Annotated in this window: 14 protein-coding genes and 1 rRNA gene; 10 read left to right on the top strand and 5 right to left on the bottom strand. The window is 37.8% G+C overall.

Translation table 11 applies throughout. From position 1 onward, the window contains the following. Positions 1–82: 82 nt before the first annotated feature. Together rrf and ASU31_RS01660 are read left to right on the top strand one after the other, a co-directional pair. Positions 83–194, top strand: a 5S ribosomal RNA gene (gene rrf, locus ASU31_RS01670). A gap of 542 nt (positions 195–736) precedes the next feature. Continuing rightward, the gene (locus ASU31_RS01660; RefSeq protein ID WP_167346149.1) at positions 737–2,503 is read left to right on the top strand and encodes a S8 family peptidase; all 1,767 of its coding nucleotides are present in this window, start codon (positions 737–739) and stop codon (positions 2,501–2,503) included. Between the two features lie 24 nt (positions 2,504–2,527). Here ASU31_RS01660 and ASU31_RS01655 read toward each other — a convergent pair whose 3' ends face one another. The 3 genes from ASU31_RS01655 to ASU31_RS01645 are packed head-to-tail and all read right to left on the bottom strand — an operon-like array spanning position 2,528 to position 5,425. Then, entirely contained in the window at positions 2,528–3,310 is a 783-nt protein-coding gene (locus ASU31_RS01655; protein WP_057930652.1) for a polysaccharide deacetylase family protein, read from the bottom strand. Position 3,311: 1 nt separating this feature from the next. After that, complete coding sequence (locus ASU31_RS01650) at positions 3,312–4,244, bottom strand: glycosyltransferase family 2 protein (RefSeq protein WP_057930651.1); 933 nt, start codon at positions 4,242–4,244, stop codon at positions 3,312–3,314. Continuing rightward, positions 4,241–5,425 carry a glycosyltransferase family 87 protein gene (locus ASU31_RS01645; RefSeq protein WP_057930650.1) on the bottom strand — a complete coding sequence of 395 codons (1,185 nt, stop codon included), beginning with the start codon at positions 5,423–5,425 and terminating at the stop codon, positions 4,241–4,243. Before ASU31_RS01645 ends, ASU31_RS01650 begins: the two co-directional genes overlap by 4 nt. 772 nt (positions 5,426–6,197) lie before the next feature. Between ASU31_RS01645 and ASU31_RS01640 the strand changes: the two genes are divergently transcribed. The 6 genes from ASU31_RS01640 to ASU31_RS01615 all read left to right on the top strand — a co-directional run bounded on the left by ASU31_RS01640 (position 6,198) and on the right by ASU31_RS01615 (position 15,555). Then, positions 6,198–6,794: an RNA polymerase sigma factor gene (locus tag ASU31_RS01640; protein WP_057930649.1), complete on the top strand. Its 597-nt coding sequence runs from the start codon at positions 6,198–6,200 to the stop codon at positions 6,792–6,794. A 157-nt stretch (positions 6,795–6,951) separates the two neighbouring features. Then, on the top strand, positions 6,952–7,944 hold the full coding sequence (locus ASU31_RS01635) for a FecR family protein (protein WP_057930648.1): 993 nt from the start codon (positions 6,952–6,954) through the stop codon (positions 7,942–7,944). Between the two features lie 181 nt (positions 7,945–8,125). Beyond that, a complete protein-coding gene (locus tag ASU31_RS01630) occupies positions 8,126–11,509 on the top strand; it encodes a SusC/RagA family TonB-linked outer membrane protein (protein ID WP_057930647.1) in 3,384 nt (1,127 codons plus the stop codon). A gap of 11 nt (positions 11,510–11,520) precedes the next feature. Beyond that, the gene (locus tag ASU31_RS01625; RefSeq protein WP_057930646.1) at positions 11,521–12,900 is read left to right on the top strand and encodes a RagB/SusD family nutrient uptake outer membrane protein; all 1,380 of its coding nucleotides are present in this window, start codon (positions 11,521–11,523) and stop codon (positions 12,898–12,900) included. Between the two features lie 41 nt (positions 12,901–12,941). After that, positions 12,942–14,063 (top strand): TlpA disulfide reductase family protein, encoded by a 1,122-nt coding sequence (locus ASU31_RS01620; protein ID WP_057930645.1) that lies wholly within the window; start codon positions 12,942–12,944, stop codon positions 14,061–14,063. A gap of 4 nt (positions 14,064–14,067) precedes the next feature. After that, complete coding sequence (locus ASU31_RS01615) at positions 14,068–15,555, top strand: redoxin domain-containing protein (protein WP_057930644.1); 1,488 nt, start codon at positions 14,068–14,070, stop codon at positions 15,553–15,555. A gap of 91 nt (positions 15,556–15,646) precedes the next feature. On the opposite strand, the gene ASU31_RS01610 is transcribed toward ASU31_RS01615, so the two are convergent. Together ASU31_RS01610 and ASU31_RS01605 are read right to left on the bottom strand one after the other, a co-directional pair. After that, entirely contained in the window at positions 15,647–16,288 is a 642-nt protein-coding gene (locus ASU31_RS01610) for a Crp/Fnr family transcriptional regulator (RefSeq protein ID WP_057930643.1), read from the bottom strand. 94 nt (positions 16,289–16,382) lie between these two features. Next, a complete protein-coding gene (locus ASU31_RS01605; protein ID WP_057930642.1) occupies positions 16,383–16,577 on the bottom strand; it encodes a cold-shock protein in 195 nt (64 codons plus the stop codon). A 260-nt stretch (positions 16,578–16,837) separates the two neighbouring features. On the opposite strand from ASU31_RS01605, the gene ASU31_RS01600 reads away from it, so the two are divergent. Together ASU31_RS01600 and ASU31_RS01595 are read left to right on the top strand one after the other, a co-directional pair. After that, a complete protein-coding gene (locus ASU31_RS01600; protein ID WP_057930641.1) occupies positions 16,838–17,443 on the top strand; it encodes an N-acetyltransferase in 606 nt (201 codons plus the stop codon). 18 nt (positions 17,444–17,461) lie between these two features. Then, a complete protein-coding gene (locus tag ASU31_RS01595) occupies positions 17,462–18,565 on the top strand; it encodes a M20/M25/M40 family metallo-hydrolase (RefSeq protein WP_057930640.1) in 1,104 nt (367 codons plus the stop codon). Positions 18,566–18,669 lie beyond the last annotated feature (104 nt).

Genomic DNA, 18,669 nt, shown 5'->3' with positions numbered 1-18,669 from the left:
CAAACAGACTGTTGTTTGTTCTTCATAATAACTTCTTTCAATAATATGTCATTTAAGCTCGAGATAGCTTATCTAAAGAAATTTAGGTGCCTATATCGGTGGTGTCCACCTCTTCCCATTCCGAACAGAGAAGTTAAGCCCACCAGAGCCGATGGTACTGCGGTAACACGTGGGAGAGTAGGTCGGTGCCAGATCTTAAAAGAAACCCTTCAGCAGAAATGTTGAAGGGTTTTCTTGGTTTATTGGCTTTCTGTTCCGTAGCGTTCACTTTTCAACATTAAGGAGTTAAGACAGGTTAAGGCACTGTTTCAATATGATCTTCTTAATGCCCTTGATCCCTTTACTGGTGAAGGAATTGTAACAGCGGTTATTTCTGCCGTTAAGGAGTCAGGATAGGTTAAGGGCCTGTTCCCGCAGATTACGCTGTTCCCCGCTGAGTTTTACACTACTGGCCCAGGTTCAATAGCCCTGATGGCAGCGGAAATCCCTTTTGGTTAAAGATGTATTGTTTGATCAGCGCGGATATCCAAAAGGATTGCAGCGGACAGCAGGACGGAACCCAGCCTACATGTTACTGCTATTGCGCTCCAAAACATCAAAATATTTAATCTTCTGGATTCGGTTCAACGATAGCTATTCAAAAGATGATTATTTTACTCATGTTAAAAAATGTAAAATCTTTCAGCCTCAAGGTAATAAAACCGTATTATTGTAGTATTACGTACATATTATGATGATGAATGTGAACCTTAAGAAATTAACTTTTCTTGCTTTTATTTTGTGTATAAATTTTGGTGTTTTTGCTCAAAGTAAGAATGTACAACTCCCTGCAAATTGGTTTAATCTCGATTTATTGGAGAATGGATATTTTGGTATCAGTACGGAGAAAGCTTATCGTGAACTTTTAAAAGATAAAAAACCTAAGCAAAATGTTATTGTTGCGGTAATTGATGGTGGGGTAGATACCAATCACCCTGATTTACAATCTGTTTTATGGACGAATAAAAAAGAAATCCCGGGAAATGGAATAGACGATGATGGTAACGGTTATGTTGACGATATCCATGGCTGGAATTTCATTGGTTCAAAAAAAGGTAATCTAGAATTTGATAATTTGGAATTGGTACGTTTGTTAAGGATTTATACGCCTAAATATCAATCAACAACAAATTTAACGCCTTTAGATAGTACTCAGAAGGAAGAATTTAAACTCTATAAGAAGATGGTAGGTGATTTCGGTAAGAAATACGAAGATGCCAGCAATACTTTTTCTGTTCTGATTGCCATTAACAAAGTTTTAGATTCTGTAGCCAAGATCAATAAAAAGGAGATCCCGACGATGGAGGATGTTGACCGATATAAAGCCGATGATGAAACTGAAGAGCAGGTAAAAACAATCATCAGAAAAGGTGCTAAAGAGGATGGTAGTTTCGAGAAATTTTATAAAAATATAAAAGAAGGGTACAAGCAATACGATGCGATGCTAAAGTACAATTTAAACCCTAAATATGATATGCGTGCAGAACTGGTTGGCGATGATTATAGTAATCCTTATCAGAAAGATTATGGGAACAATGATGTAAAAGGCCCTGATGCTTTTCATGGTACACACGTATCGGGGATTATTGGTGCTGATCGTACAAATTCGGCAGGTATTTTGGGTGTAGCCAATAATGTAAGTATTATGGCCATTAGGGTGGTACCTACAGGAGATGAGCGTGATAAAGATGTAGCTAATGGCATCAGATACGCGGTTGATAATGGTGCTAAAGTAATTAATATGAGTTTTGGTAAAAGCTACAAGTGGGATAAAAAAGCAGTAGACTCGGCAGTAAAATATGCGGAACTTAAAGGTGTATTATTGGTGCATGCAGCCGGAAACGATAACCAGAATAATGATATTGAGGAGAATTTTCCTAATAAGTTTTTCGACAGTAAAGAGGCTGAATTTTATAAAGAAGCCAATAAAAAGCCTAGCAAGCCAGATTTTACCCCACCTAGGCCTATGTCACAAAATAACGGAATGGGTATGAGGCCAGCTTATGACCGATCTGCATTAGTAAAACCTGTACCAATCGACTCAGCAAAGTTTAAGCTGCCCCATGCCAGTAATTGGATTGAAGTAGGTGCAAGTGCTTATAAAGATGATGATAACCTGAAAGCCGATTTCTCTAACTATGGCAAATATAATGTAGATGTTTTTGCCCCTGGATTTTTAATCAAATCAACTGTTCCTGATAATAAATATGAAGAAGCTGACGGAACGAGTATGGCCTCGCCCGTTGTGGCTGGTTTGGCTGCGCTGATTTTGAGCTACTATCCGGAGTTAAAGCCTGCTCAGGTAAGAGATATCATCATTAAATCTGTGTCGAAAGTTGCACACAAGATAAAATACAAAAATGAAAAAGGCGAGAACACCCGTGTGCTCTTTAGCGAAATATGTGTCAGCGGAGGAATTGTTAATGCCTACAATGCGCTTAAATTAGCCGAAACGTATAAATAGTTATCAGTTTACAATTGGCGGTTTTCAGTTTGAAGAAATAGTACGGATAAATTCCTGAAAGGTGCCAAAAGGATAATTTTTAGCCTTCATCCACGAAATAAGATCTTCGGTGCGCTTTGCCATTTTTGTACCAGTATTTCTTCTTACATAACCTGGAAAACCAAAGCGATTAAAATCTTCTAAATCGGTAAATTCCCAAGGGTGGAAATAGATATTCAGGTATTTATCTTTTTTGTATGTCCAGCTGGCTAATGTTTTGTAAATGCCTAAAGGCAGATTGTGAAAAGACAGCCAAAATAACGGAAACCTAATCAATGGGCTTACTGAAGCCGGAATCTGCAATACGTTATTTTTGATGAAGTATGTTCTTGAGACATTAAAATTGTTGTACCGTCCCGGTAAATAAGTTGGATTAATGGATGTATTATAAGTATATCCGGCTTTTTCAATTTCCCTTTCGTCAACAGGCATCATTCTCGCCATGCGGTAACCCGTAATTTCTTTGCCAGAAAGTTCTTCTAATTTTTGTTTCGATTGGAGAAGATGTTCGGGTTTAAAATCAGAATGATAATAACCATGCGAGGCAAGTTCGTGGCCCGTTTCTGTAATCCGTTTAATCAGATCGGGAATATTTTCGGCAAAAGTAACCGTACAAAAAAAAGTAGCCTTCACCTCATATTTATCCAAAATATCTAAAATGCTAATGGTACCAGCCCTCGAAATGGCAATCTGATCTTCGAAAGAAATATCTTTTCCATATTCAAAAGGCATATCAAACTCTTCGATATCAAAACTTAACAGTACCATTTTATTTTTGCTGAATATTGGTTGAACGGATAATATAATTAGGGCGGTTTTTAGATTGCATAAACATTTTACCTACATAGATACCTATAATGCCTAAGATTATGAGTTGTAGCCCTCCAAAAAAGACAATGGTCATAATTACAGAGGCCCAGCCAGATACCTCTACATGGTTTACAAAAGCGTAAATAATATAGGGTATGTACAGTACAGAGGCAAACGACAGAATGAACCCTAGATAAACTGCCGAATACAACGGCTTTATACTGAAAGAAGTAACGCCGTGCAACGCCAACCTTAACATCTTTTTAAAGGTATACTTACTATTCCCCGAAAAACGAGCTGCAGGATTGTAACGAATAGCAAACTGCTTAAAACCGAGCCACTTTACCAAACCACGTAAAAAGGGCTCGTTTTCATGGAAATTCCTAAAAATGCTAACTACCTTTTGATCAAGTAAGCGGAAATCGGCGGCGCCTGGTTCAAGATCAATATCCGATAGCCAGTTTAAGGTTTTATAGAATAGGTTTGATGAACTTCTTTTCCCTTTTGATAAATTTTTATCTTCTTCCCTGATGGTGTACACGACCTCAAAACCTTCCTGCCATTTCTGCAGCATTTCGGGAATCAACTCCGGAGGATGTTGCATATCGCAATCCATGGAAATTACACAATCGCCAAAAGCATGGTCCATGCCTGCTTTAACTGCCAGTTGATGGCCAAAGTTTTTGGAAAACTCGAGGAAAAATATATTACCTGCGGTTGAGGCATAATCCTTTATTTTTTCGAGCGTATGATCGGCACTTCCATCATCAACCAGGATAATTTCATAATCGTAATTGATGGTAGAAAAAACTTTTTTAATACTTTCGGTTATTACAAAAATATTATCGGCTTCGTTGTAAGCAGGGATTACTATAGAAACTAGTTTATTCATTTATCGGCAATCAGATAAGACTCAAAATCTTCTTTCATCATTTGATAAACTATGGTTAGCCAAATGATAACGCAAGGTAGGGCTTTAAGCGAATATAGACGAATAAATTCTTTAACCGACCTTGGGAAAATATCGGTTGGCGATAGGCTGGTTAATATAAAAGCAAAAACAAATAAGGCTATTATCCATCCTTTTTTAGGGTTTTGTTGTACCATAAACCAAATGGCAATACCTGCAAAAGCTATAATATAGGTTGGCGATTCAGAACCGCTGCTAAATATAACCGTAAAAATAAGTGTAGATGCCAATAACATTAACCTAAAGCCGAGGTGTTTATATTGCTTAATCCGTAAATAGGGCAAACCAAATAATACAAGACCAACCAATAAAAATGGAGCATTGGGAATGTTTATGTTGCCTGTTGCCCGTCTTACAATACCCATCAAAGAAATATCCTGAAAAGAAGTTAATGATGCATTTAAATCATTCTTATGGGCAAGGGAATGGTACCAGTCGCTATACGATTGAATGACAAATGCCGGAGATGAAATAACCATTGGCAAAGCAAACAGTACCACAAAAGCGATAAAACAGCCTATGATAAATTTTAGCTTATTTTTTGTGAAGAAGAAAAATGCCAATCCAACAATCCCGTAAAGTTTAACCAATGTGCCGATGGCAATAAAAAAAGCAGACTGTATTTCTTTCTTTTTAATCAGGTAGGAGAAACTGAGTAATATTAATCCAGTCAATGCAATGTTAAACTGAAAACTGAAGAGTGCCGTTAAGGCTTCGTGTGCACAGATCCAGGCAATAATAGTGCGTTTGTTTAACGATATAGGCAGACTATAAATTCCCCAAAGCAAAATCAATACATTGGTCACATTCCAAAGCAAAGCGCCTAAACCATCGGGCAAAAGTGCAAATGGGGCAATAAAGATTGAAAATAAAGGTCCGTAGTGGTTACTGTCTCGGTATTCGGGATAGTTATTGTATAAATTTTGCAGATCTACTGTGTGCCAATATACATATTTGAAAATCAGATAATTGTTATAAGAATGATGGTGATACTGTTTATAACCCGCTACAATAGCCAATAAAAGGTAAATGGCAATTACGCATTCCTTTTTTAATAGAAATGAGGATAGTTTGTTAAGATTAGCGTTTTTTGAGTTGTTCATTATGATTTAGTGCCGCAATATAACCATTTTAACAGTTTGCATAATCATCTACATATTAATGTGTGCGTATTTTTGTATAGGTACTGGATGGACTAAAATTAATAAATTATGATGGAGAGCCATTATAATTGCATACCAATGGATATTGGGGATATCTAGTGAGCGTCTTTTAGGGATGATAGCGCAATCAGTATAAAGGCGTTCCTGCTCTTGTACTTGATTTTAATTTATGAATATTTTCGATAATGCTTAGTTATTTTCTTTCATTTAATCCTAACTTAATTTCCAATTAATACACTTAACTTACTTTTGAATCATAAATATTTGGTTAGTATTTATAAGGTTTAGTTGATTAATACAAGCCATGATGTTTCATCGTGGCTTTTTTGCGTTTTAATCCGAATCATTTTTCATCTGTTTATTTAGCGGTTAAAATAACCTCTCATATCGCCTCATTTATCTGAAAATTGCTGAATTTGAGCAATTGTGTAAATAAAACTGAATAGTTTTGAGGCTGAAGCGCTATTTTTAAGGAACTTATTGTCAAATTATATCCTGATTAGCAGAAATAATCAGATTTTTTTGTAGTCTTACCAAAAATTATAGATTCGGACCGAAGATATAATTTTAGCCATTGTGGGTTAGGAACTAATTTTTTAGCACCCTATGAGTTTTTTTTAAATTCAATGTCATTTAATGAATGAGACCTTTTTGTACAGCAAAAACACTTCATCAATCAAGAAAACCTGCTTTGAAAATATTATATTAGTATATGCAAAATAAGGAATTGGGAGAGGAACGAGATTTAATGCTCAAAATAGCTGTTGGCGATCAACAGGCCTTTCGCTTGATCTTTGATGCTTATAAAAATAAGGTTTTTTCTTATGCCAACCGCTACCTGAAATCTAAAGAAAGAGCTGAAGAAGTAGTTCAGGAAACCTTCCTTAAAATCTGGTTAAAAAGGGGAAATCTAAATGCAATTGAAAACTTTGGTGGATACATTCGAAGAATTGCCGTTAATCTTACCTTAGACTTGCTTAGGGCTATTGCTGCTGAAAACAAAACATCAGACTTACAGGAAGTTGAGTGGAGCGAGCAGGACACAGGGACTGAAGATGCCATTATGCGAAAAGATGCACAAAGCTACGTTGATCAATTACTGGCTAAACTACCCAAACAGCAAGGACTGGTTTACAGGATGTGCCATATTGAAGGTATGAAACAAAAAGAAGTTGCAGAAATACTCCATATTGCACCCGCAACTGTTAAGGTTCATTTAAGAGAAGCCCTAAAAACATTACGCAACATGGTAGGCGAAAATAATACCATACCACTTATATCTTTCGTTTTCCTTGGATTATTGAAATAATGTAATCTATTCCTGTTTTAGAACGGTTTTCTTTTAAAATACGGTTGAAATTTAAAAATATTTTAAAAAAATATTTTTTTGACTACCCCCTTTTATACTTTACAAACGTCAACTATTAAAACGAACAAAATAATATCTTTTCTATATCGCCATTTGTATGAAAAATGAAGAAATAAGTGAACTTCTGGGTAAGTATGCTCAAAATACTATATCAGAAGAAGAAAAGAGCGTTTTATTTAATCATCTTAACGCCTCAAGCAATGTTGAATTTGAAAAACGCTTAATGGAAAAAGATTGGGATTTATTTCAATCTGACGAAACTATAGGAGAAAGTAAAGCCAATAAAATTTTTAATGAAATTGTTGGCGAGGAAGAAAAGAAGTCTTTTAAATTAAATTTTGCCTGGATAGGTTGGGCTGCTGTATTCTTGATTGCAGGTTTTTCTACTTTTTATTTTTTAAAGCCTGAAACGCAAAAAATAACCGCTAAAGTCAATGTAGCAGTTGTTAATGTAGTAGCAGAAACGGAGCATAAAAAAATAGTATTACCAGATGGGAGTACAGTGATATTAAACAATGGTGCAGTTTTGCTGTATCCCCAGCATTTTGATGGCAATACCAGAGAAGTAACCCTTAAAGGGGAGGGATATTTTGATATTGTTCATGATCCGGCCAAGCCCTTTATTGTTTATGCAGGAAAAGTTAAAACAACTGTTCTAGGTACTGCTTTTAATATTAAAGCCATTGAAGGGCAAAAAGTTGTGATAACCGTAACCCGTGGAAAAGTAAGTGTGCAGGATCATCAAAAGCTTTTAGGGGTACTTACACCTAATCAACAGCTAACCTTTGATGAGAAAAGAAAAATGCCAAGCTTGACCAAAGTGATATCGCAGGAAGTTGTAGACTGGCAGGCAAAAGATATTTTCTTTGAAGATATTACGATGAAAGACGCCATTGAGGTATTGGCTAAACGCTTCGGAACCAAAATTACTTTTGTGGATGATGCCGGTAAAAATTGCCGCTTTACCACAACTTTTCAGAAAGGAGAAAGTTTAGATGAGATTTTGCAGGTAATAACTTCCTTTAATAATGCAGCATACGTAACCAAAGCCAATGAGATTTTTATTTCGGGCAAGGATTGCAATAATTAAATAATCAATATCAACTAAAACCAAACAAACCAAACTACATGAAAGAACTCTACTATTTCCACATCTGATGAAAAAATCTCCCTGTCCTTGCAAGACAGAGAGATAAAATTTGCACTGTTCCAGCTGGAATTGGAACAGCATGTATTAAACAATTTAGGCATCATTTAAAACATTTAAAATTATGAAATTTTCTGCACAATCAGCAGAGGGCGGGAATCCCTGTAAGAAATTTTTCGCTTCTAAAAAATCACGATATCTAATTCGTCAGATTATGCGTTTAAGCTTTGTATTAGCTATAGTAACCTTTGCCACCTCTTCATTAATCTTTGCTTCTAATACCAAAGGTCAATCGATCTCTAATACAGAAGTAGTGCTTGGATTAAATCATGAGAGTGTATTCTCTGCTATTGAAAAAATTCAAAAGCAAACACCTTTTATTTTCATTTATAGAAATACCGATCTTAAAGAACTAAAGGAACTCAATATCCCGGTACAAAAACGTACGGTTCAGGAACTGCTTGATGTACTGTTTAACTCCAAACGTTTTAAAATAACGCAGTTAAATAACAGGATTTTAATTTCTTCGATAAAACCAGAAGTTAAAGCCGTGCCTGTTGATATCAGAATTTCTGGTATTGTAGTAGATGAAGATGGAGTTCCCATCCCAGGGGTTTCAATCATGCTGAAGCAAAACAATAAGGTAAGCACAGCAACCGATAGAAACGGTCAGTTTGGAGTTAACCTTCCGGATGAGGGAACGAAAGTGCTGCTTTTTACCTGCATCGGCTATCAGAATGCGGAACAAGTTATCGGCTCAGAAAATTCGTACAAGATTGTAATGAAACCTTCGGTGGGTAGCCTAAATGAAGTACAGATTATCGGTTATGGTACTACAACCAGAAAAACGAGTACGGGCTCCATTGCTTCTATTACGGCGAAAGAGATCGAAAAACAACCCGTTGGTAACCCCTTAGCGGCATTGTCAGGAAGGATGTCTGGTGTATTGATTGCCCAGAATAATGGTGTTCCAGGTGGAGCAATCCAGGTGCAGATCAGAGGGCAAAATTCACTAATGCAGGGAGGAATTCCATTATATGTAATTGACGGAGTTCCTTTTACCAATTTCAATGGAAGTCAGCCTGTAACGGATAACTTAAATGCTTTTGGCACTTCAGGCGCCAGTGGAGGAATTAGTCCATTCAGTATGATCAACCCATCTGATATTGAGCGTATCGATATTTTGAAAGATGCCGATGCTACTTCAATTTATGGATCGAGAGGTGCAAATGGTGTAGTTTTAATTACGACCAAAAAAGGAAAATCGGGAAAAGTAAAAATTGGACTCAACCTTAACACTGGCTTTACAGAAGTGAACCGTTTTATCCCTGTGTTAGATCTCGAACAATACCTGGCACTGCGGACAGAGGCGTTTAAAAATGATGGTGTAACGCCAAATAGCAGTAATGCCCCGGATCTGACGGTATGGGACAGAAATAGCTCAACCGATTTCCAGAAAATGTTTATTGGGAACAGGGGCCACATAAATGAAATTCAGGCATCAATGTCTGGTGGTAATGAACAGACCCGCTTTTTCTTCAATTCTGCATACCGCAGAGAAAGTACCGTCTTTTTAGGCGATAATAATGATAAAAGATTCTCTTCGAGATTGAATTTAGACCATAGCTCGCTAAACAAAAAATTTACAGCTTCGTTTTCTGTTAGCTACGCTAATGATAATACCAATATACCAACCGGAGATGTTTCATCAGTGTACAATTTGCCGCCAAACCTTCCTCTTTACGATGCTGCTGGCAAATTATTTTGGTCTACCAATTACACTAACCCCATAGCAACTTTACTAAAGCGATACAACGGGGTAACCAATAACTTAATTGCTAGTGCTAATTTGAAGTATACCATTTTACAAGGTTTAACTGCCAAAGCAAATTTTGGTTATACCAATACCAGGCTTGATCAAACCTCAACCAATCCGGCATCATCTCAAAATCCTGCGAACAATCCTTCAAGTTCAGCTGAATTCACTAATCTGAATGCTCAAAACTGGATTGTTGAGCCAACCTTGGATTATGTAAGAACAATTGGGGACGGGAAATTTACAGCACTTATTGGAGCAAGTTTTCAACAAAACACATCCAATGGACTTTATCTTTCTGGAACCAATTATAGCAATGAAGCACTCTTGGGCACATTGGGCGCCGCAGGTACCACCACTGTATTTTACAATAATATTGTTAAGTATAAATATGATGCTGTTTTTGCAAAACTAAATTACGAGTGGAAAGAAAAATACCTTTTCAATGCCACCTTTAGAAGGGATGGTTCATCACGGTTTGGAACGATAAACCGCTTCGGTAATTTTGGTGCAATTGGTGCAGGCTGGGTTTTCTCAAACGAGGAATTTGTAAAAGATAATTTAGCTTTTCTAAGTTTCGGGAAGCTGAGGGGAAGTTATGGTACAACAGGAAATGATCAGATCCCTAACTACCTTTATCTGCCATTATATTCATCATCTACGGCATATTTGGGTAATGCCGCCACAAATGTTAACGTATTACCAAACGAATCAATTCAATGGGAAACCACCAAAAAAATGGAGTTTGCTATAGACCTGGGTTTTTTAAAGGATCGGATCTCTTTTACTGCTAATTATTACAGAAACAGATCTGCAGATCAAATCACTTCTAATGCTCTGGCCAGTCAAAGTGGATACAACAGTTATATGTTAAATTTACCAGCAACAATACAGAATAAAGGGCTGGAACTTGAATTGAATACCACCAATGTGATGACAAAAGATTTTTCGTGGAAAACTTCTGCGAACTTCACCTTTACCAGTAGCAAAATTACAGCTTTCCCTGGTCTGGAGAAATCATTTTATTCATCATCTTATATCGTAGAGCAACCAATCAATGTCATTCGCCTGTATCACTTTCTAGGTGCTAACCCTGCCAACGGAGCAGCAGTTTATGAGGACAAAGATGGTGATGGTAGCATTACCGCTAACGATCGGTATATAGCAGATTTAGGAACACCATTTTTCGGAGGTTTCAACAATACCTTCACCTATAAGAATTTTGAACTGGGCGTATTTTTTCAATTTAATCACCGTTTTGGCGTTACGCAAATTGTAAACAACAGACCTGGTGCACTTGGTAACCAAAACGACTATTGGCTGGGCAGGTGGACACCTACAAACACAAATGCTAACCTACCGGGAGCATCGGCAACAGCAGGATCAGTAATTGCCGCTTCCTATAACAATTTCACATCGTCTGATGCAGTATATGGAGACGCCTCATATTTAAAACTGAGGTCTGTAAACCTATCGTACTCTTTGCCTACCGAATGGTTAAAGCAGATTAAGATGTCTAACTGTAGCATCTTTATTCAAGGCCAGAATTTATATACATGGGCAAAGAATAAGTACATCTTAGATACAGAAACAACTGTTCCGGGTGGGCCTCCAGGTTTAGGTACCGGTACACTTAGTCAGGTATTACCTCCATTAAGAACAATTGTATTTGGTGTTAACTGTTCATTTTAACTGATAAAATCATGAAAAAAATATATAGAAATTTCTTTTATAAAGCAATTATCTTTACAACAGTCTTAACTGTTTCTTCCTGCAAAAAATTTGTAGAATTGGGGGCGCCACCCACTCAGATTTTGTTCCAAGATGCCTTTAAAACAGACGCAGCTGCACAGAGCGTTGTGATGGGCCTGTATTCTTTTTCTTCGCAGGCTACCAATGGCTTAATTACTTCACTTACTTTTTACTCGGGAGTTTCTAGTGATGAGTTGCAATATAATGCAAGTGTAGTATTAACCCAGGAGTTCGCAAACAATTCGATCTCAAATAATAATGGTACAGCTAACAACATATGGGGGACAACCTACCAACTGGTAAAAAATGCCAATAATGCCATTAGCGGTCTTAGTGCTTCCACAACCTTAACCCCTTCTGTAAAAAATCAACTTTTGGGTGAAGCTAAATTTATGCGGGCATTTGCGTACTTCCATCTCGTAAATCTTTATGGAGACGTACCGTTGCCACTAAAAGACGATTATTCCGCTTTTGAAAATGCAGCTTTACCCCGTACATCAACAACAGGAGTTTATACACAGATTATAAAGGACTTAACTGAAGCGCAAAATCTATTACCTACAGCTTATGTGGGCACATTTAGGGGTAGGGTGAACAAATACGCAGCAACAGCACTTTTAGCTCGTGTTTACCTCTACCAAAAAGATTATGCAAATGCAGAAGCACAGGCTACACAGGTTATAGGTTCGGCAGTTTATACACTTCCGGCTCCAGAGGCGGCTTTTGTTAATACCAGTAACGAAATTATCTGGCAGATCGGTAATATTTCTGGGCTTTCTGTGCCTGGCGCTGCATATGTAACTTTATCCGCGGTGATCCCGAATTATACATTAGCAGATGTAACGTATCAAAGCTTTGAAAACACAACTGATTTACGCCGTACCAATTGGACAGTTACCAAAACAATTGGCGGAAAAACCTACTATGGTATAAGCAAATATAAAATAGGCTCTGGAACTGGCAATGAATATAATGTTGCGCTTAGGTTGGCTGAGCAATACCTGATCCGTGCTGAGGCCCGTGCACAACAAAACAACCTTTCTGGTGCAAAAACAGATATTGATATGGTTAGAACCAGGGCTGGTTTAGGTGGTGTGAGTGCTACTTTAGATCAAGGGCAGATGTTAGCTGCTATTGAGCAGGAACGAAAAGTAGAGTTTTTTGGCGAGTGGGGCCACCGCTGGTTTGATTTAAAAAGAACCAATAGGGCTAATGCCGTAATTGGTGCATTAAAACCAACCTGGAAAACAACCTCGGTTTTATTCCCAGTTCCGCAGGCACAGATTCTTGCCAATCCATCTTTAACACAAAATCCAGGTTATCAAAATTAATTATTGGGAGCCAATACCTGGCTCCCATAACTACATCAACTATGAAAAAGACAATAAAATTAATAGCACCAGCAGCCTTGATTCTTTTGGTAGCAAGTGCTTTTAACATACAAAGAGGATATAAATTAACGGGTAAGATAAAAGGGATAAATACGGGATTAATTTATCTTTCGCATAACATTGGCGATAAAGAAATTAAGGATTCTACTGTTATTACCAATGGCAGTTTCGCTTTTAGTGGTACAGTGCCCGAGGTTAAAATGTATGCTTTAAAGCTTAAGGGCGGTAAGCAACAAAAAAACTTTCTTTTAGAAAATAAAGACATCTCAATCGTTGGCGATAAGGATTCGTTGTTTATGGCCAAAGTGATCGGTTCGCCGGAAACCGATATTTATTTTGGTTTTTATAATGGCCCTTGGAAAGCGATAACGGCAAAAGCTGGTGATATTTACCGCCGTTTAGATAGCGCAAACCAAAAAGGTAAAGTAACCTTAAGCCCAGCACAGCGCAAATCTTTTGATGATGAATTTAAAGCGCTTGATGTGCTTAATCAAAATGCAGTAAGAGCTTATGTAAAAGCACACGCCTCATCGGTAGCCGTTGCCGCAATTGTGGAAGACCGCTTTATTAGTTATCCCTATCCCGAGCAAGCAGCAGCAATGTATGCATTATTTGCTCCAGCGGTTAAAGCTTCATTTTATGGGAAAGCCATTAATGCCAGTTTAGCATTAACCAATAAAACTGCTCCGGGAAAACTGGCGCCGGATTTTGTAATGAATGATGTGGATGGAAAACCACTTAAACTTTCTGCATTTCGTGGAAAATATGTTTTGGTAGATTTCTGGGCAAGCTGGTGTGGTCCCTGCCGTAAAGAAAATCCGAATGTAGTTGCAGCCTACAAAAAATATCATGATAAAGGCTTCGAAATTTTAGGCGTATCGTTAGACAGCAAAAAAGAAGCCTGGCTCAAAGCAATTAACGATGATGGTTTAACCTGGAAACATGTTTCTGACCTGAAAGGCTGGGCGAATACCGCAGCTGCATTATATGGTGTGAAATCGGTTCCCGCCAGCTTTTTATTGGATAAAGATGGAAAAGTGGTTGCAAAAGATTTACGTGGAGAAGAATTGAACAATACATTGTCAAACCTATTTAAAGATTAATCACATGAGTACACTAAATATCAGTAACAAAATGTTAGGATTGCTTTCTATTCTCATTTTAGGAAGTATAAGTGGTTTAAAAGCACAAACCAAACCAGTAGATACCACCAGGATTTATCTGGATAAATTAGTGGCATCTAAGGAACCTGCAGATAAGGCCCTATTGGAAGCCAAATTGCAAAAGCTGGCCGCTGCCGATCAGGAAAAAGATGTTGACCTGGCCATTAATTACTATTATCGGTTAAAAAATGTAAAAGCTTCCGATTCGCTTGTTCAGGTAGAATTACAGAAGTTTCCTAAAGGGGCGAGAGCAAGGGGACAGGAAGCCAGCAAAATTTATGATGCCAAAACTGCATTGGAGAAAGAAAATGCCTATAAAATCTGGATTAAAAAATTTCCGGTTTCGGGCTCTGGAGAAGAATTGATTGTGTATGATTATGTGGTATCGGCTATTGCTTCCGAGTATGCCAAAGAAAAAAATGCGACTAAGGCTATTGAGTATATTAACAAGCTGCAGGTAGATTTTTGGAAAGGAAACGGGTTTAATGGTGTTGCGGATGCTTTTTATAAAACCGGCGATTTAAAAAATGCAGCTGTATATTATAAAAAAGCCATGGAAAGTGCTAAAATTTATTATGACGGAAAGTTACCCAACGAAAATTCATCCAAATTTGCTGCATCGGGTTACCCAGGCTTAACCATGACTTATGCTGGAATTCTTTTCGAACAAAAGAAGTATGATGAAGCACTCATTTATGCCGATTTAGCGGCTAAAAATCCAAAAACTGCTTCTCCGAGATCGAATTTCCAATATGCCAAAATATTAATGGCATTGAATAGAAATCAAGAGGCTTATGCTAAATTGGAAGAGGCCGTAAAATCGGGCAAGGCCAATGATGAAATGAGCAGTACCTTTAAAACACTTTATATCAAAGTAAAGGGAAGTGATGTGGGTTTCGATGCCTATGCTGCTGAAATCAGAAAAGGGATTCTGGCCAATCTACAGCAAAAACTTAATAAAGAAATCATTAATAAACCTGCTGTAGATTTTACATTAACCGATATTGAAGGTAAAAAAGTTACACTAAGCAGTTTAAAGGGTAAGGTCGTAATCCTCGATTTTTGGGCTACCTGGTGTGGGCCATGTAAGGCTTCTTTTCCTGCAATGCAAATGGCGGTTAATAAATATAAAGAAGATCCAAACGTGAAATTTTTATTTATTCATACCTGGGAGAAAACAGCTACCCCAACTCAGGATGCGAGCGATTATATTAAATCGCAGAAATATAGTTTCGAGGTGTTAATGGATACCAAAGATCCTGATTCGAAAGTTAACAAGGTGGTTACTGATTATAAAGTTTCGGGAATTCCTTCAAAATTTGTGATCGACCCTGCGGGGAACATCAGATTTAACCTGATGGGCTTTGATGGTAGCAATGAAGCCGCAGTAGATGAAATTTCGATGATGATTGATATGATTAAAAAAGGTTAAACCCTTCGTATTTACTAAATTATTAACCCTGTACAAATAATTGTACGGGGTTTGTTTTTTGAAGGGTTTTTATCCAAACTAAGTTTAATCACTACTTTTCTATTGATACGGGAATCCCACGATTCTCATTTTTATGCAGTTCTTTGCTTCTGATCCTGCTTAAGGTTTCTAATCTCATTCCTAAATAGCTTGCCAAATAGCGGAGCGGTATTTTGTTTAAGTCTACTTTTCCGCTTTCTGCCAGCTTTTGGTACCGTCGCAATGCATTTGGTATTCTAGCCAGTATAGATCTTTCGGATGCAGCATAATAGTGTAACGCTAGCAGTTTTCGCCCGATAATATTGGCCTCCTCGAAATGAGCGTATACATAGTCGATTAACGTATAGGGAATGCGGATCAGTTCACAATCCTCTAATGCCTGTAAATATTCTGCAGAGTGGTTAGCTTGTAAATCAGGGTGACGAATGGCTCCTACAATATTATTTCCAAAACAAAACCAGGTGGTAATATCTTTGGCGCCATCTTTTATAAAACCACGTACAATGCCACTTTTTACAAAAAAAAGTGCTGCATTACTATCAACGGGGGAAACAATGTGTTTATTCTTTCTGATTGTGACCAATGAGCAATGTTTTTCGTACTGTGCAATAAGGCTACTGGAAAGTTTATGATATTGCTCCATATACTGGATAAGTGGCCGTACAAAAGAACTGTTGTTGTTAGAATTGAGCATAATGTTATAAACTTTTAGCTTCAAAAAGGGATCTTTTTCGACACATAATCATCCTGCTATTTTATAATATACAAAAATAATCTGAAAACGTGCATTAAATATGTAATAATAGGCGAAGGTTGGTGGCCGTGAGCCCATAGGCCGTTAGTTCAATTTTGAATTCTACCAGGTCGCCTGCACTGAGATTTTCATTAAGATTTAAACAAAATGTAATTTCCTGTTCGTTTTCGTCTTGTATAAATCCAAAGCCAACCGATTGATCGATGTGTATTATCGTACCCTTTCTCATTATACGTATGTATGGTTTTAACTAACATACGTTTAATGTGGCCACAAAGTTTTTGGCTTGTTAATGCTCCAGGTTACAAAATGGCACAATGGGTTTTCATAATGAAATTAATCCTTCCATTTTGGTAAGGTACCTCCTATATACGGCGCTCATGGAAAAAAAATAAAGCCCTGCACCATTGTTTAAATGGCTATTTAGCCCTTAATGCTGGTTTGAGGCACTTCCTTTGTAATTGGCCTGGTATGAAAATTTAAATCATAATGGATAACCACATCATTTTTGTCCGCATTGCTGATCAGGGCGATGCACATTACGCAGAAGAAATTATACAGGAAACAGAACAATCAGCTATCGCAAGAGGTTCAGGCATTGCAAAAAGAACCTTAGCCTCGGTAATTGAGAAAATGGCTGCTGGCAAGGCAGTTATTGCTTTAACTAATACCGGCGAGTGGGTAGGTTTTTCTTACCTCGAAACCTGGGAAAATGAACGCTTCGTTTCCAACTCAGGACTTATTGTTGCTCCTAAATTCAGGAACTCCGGGGTAGCCAGATCCATCAAAAACAGAATCTTCAAAATGTCGAGAAGATTGTATCCCAATTCAAAAATTTTTAGCATTACCTCAGGTCCGGCAATTATGCGGATGAATGCCAAACTTGGTTTTCTGCCAGTCAGTTTTGCCGAGATCACCCACGATGAGCATTTCTGGGAAGGCTGCAAAAGCTGTGTGAACTATGATATTTTAACACGCAAGAAAAAATGCAATTGTCTCTGTACCGCTATGCTTTTTGATCCGGAATACTTTTCTGATGCACAGCCCATAGTTTATCAGCATGCTGAGATCTATCAGGAAGTTATTTATTCTTAAACACCTAACCACATTGTCATGAACACGATCAGTAAAATAAAACTTACCGAAGGTCCTGATCTTAATCACCTCTATCAGGAATCACTCGAACTCCTTTCCGCTTTAATCGCTATTCCTTCCATTAGTGGTGATGAGATGCTTACTGCCGATCAGATCGAATCTTTCTTAAACTTGCAAGGTATAAACACATTTAGGAAATACAACAATATCTGGTGTTACAATAAACACCTGGATGCTTCAAAGCCAACCATCCTGTTAAACTCTCACCACGATACGGTTAAACCCAATGAACAGTATACCAGAGATCCTTTTAGCCCGATTATAGAAGATGAAAAAATATACGGGCTGGGCAGTAACGATGCTGGCGGTCCGCTAGTGGCTTTAACCGCTACTTTCTTGTATTTCTATGAGCGAAAAGATCTTCCCTTTAACCTATGCCTGGCGGCAACTGCTGAAGAAGAAACCTCAGGAGAATTGGGCATCCGCAGTATACTACCTGATATTAAAGAAATATCTTTTGCCATTGTAGGCGAGCCCACGGGTATGCATATGGCCATTGCCGAAAAGGGTTCGATGGTAATCGACTGCGTTTCAAAAGGCCGCTCAGGCCATGCAGCTAGAGAGGAAGGCGATAATGCGATTTATCATGCCCTTAAAGATATCGACTGGTTCAAAAATTATCTGTTTCCCATTATGGATGATCAGCCTCAGCCTGTTAAAATGACGGTTACAGAGATCAAGGCAGGTATTCAACACAACATTGTTCCGGCTGAGTGCAGTTTTACGGTAGATATCCGTTTCGACCATAATTATACCGAAAGAGAAATCATGAATACCATCATCAACCATACCTCATGTCATTTTACTTTGCGGCCAAATGTATTAAAACCATCTTTTATTGATATGCTTCATCCTGTTGTGATAAGCGGACTTTCGCTTGGCAGGAAAACTTACCTTTCGCCAACAAGTTCAGACCAGGGCTGGTTAGATATGCCTTCGGTTAAAATGGGGCCAGGTAATTCTGCACGTTCGCATACTGCCGATGAATTTATAGGCATTGAAGAAATTGAAGAAGGGATAGATATTTACATCAGTTTACTCGAAACTTTGAAGCTCTCCTAGTATTGGCTTCTTTCCTAGTCTTAGCGTCTCGCTAAGACTTTAGTTTTTGCCACGGAGACTCGGAGAACATGGAATTAAATTGTGGTGTCTTTGCGAGATGCTAA

The organism is Pedobacter ginsenosidimutans (assembly GCF_001442625.1).
Taxonomy (GTDB): domain Bacteria; phylum Bacteroidota; class Bacteroidia; order Sphingobacteriales; family Sphingobacteriaceae; genus Pedobacter; species Pedobacter ginsenosidimutans.
Note: the sequence above shows the minus strand (reverse complement) of the source record. Positions and strands in the feature narration are given on the sequence as shown.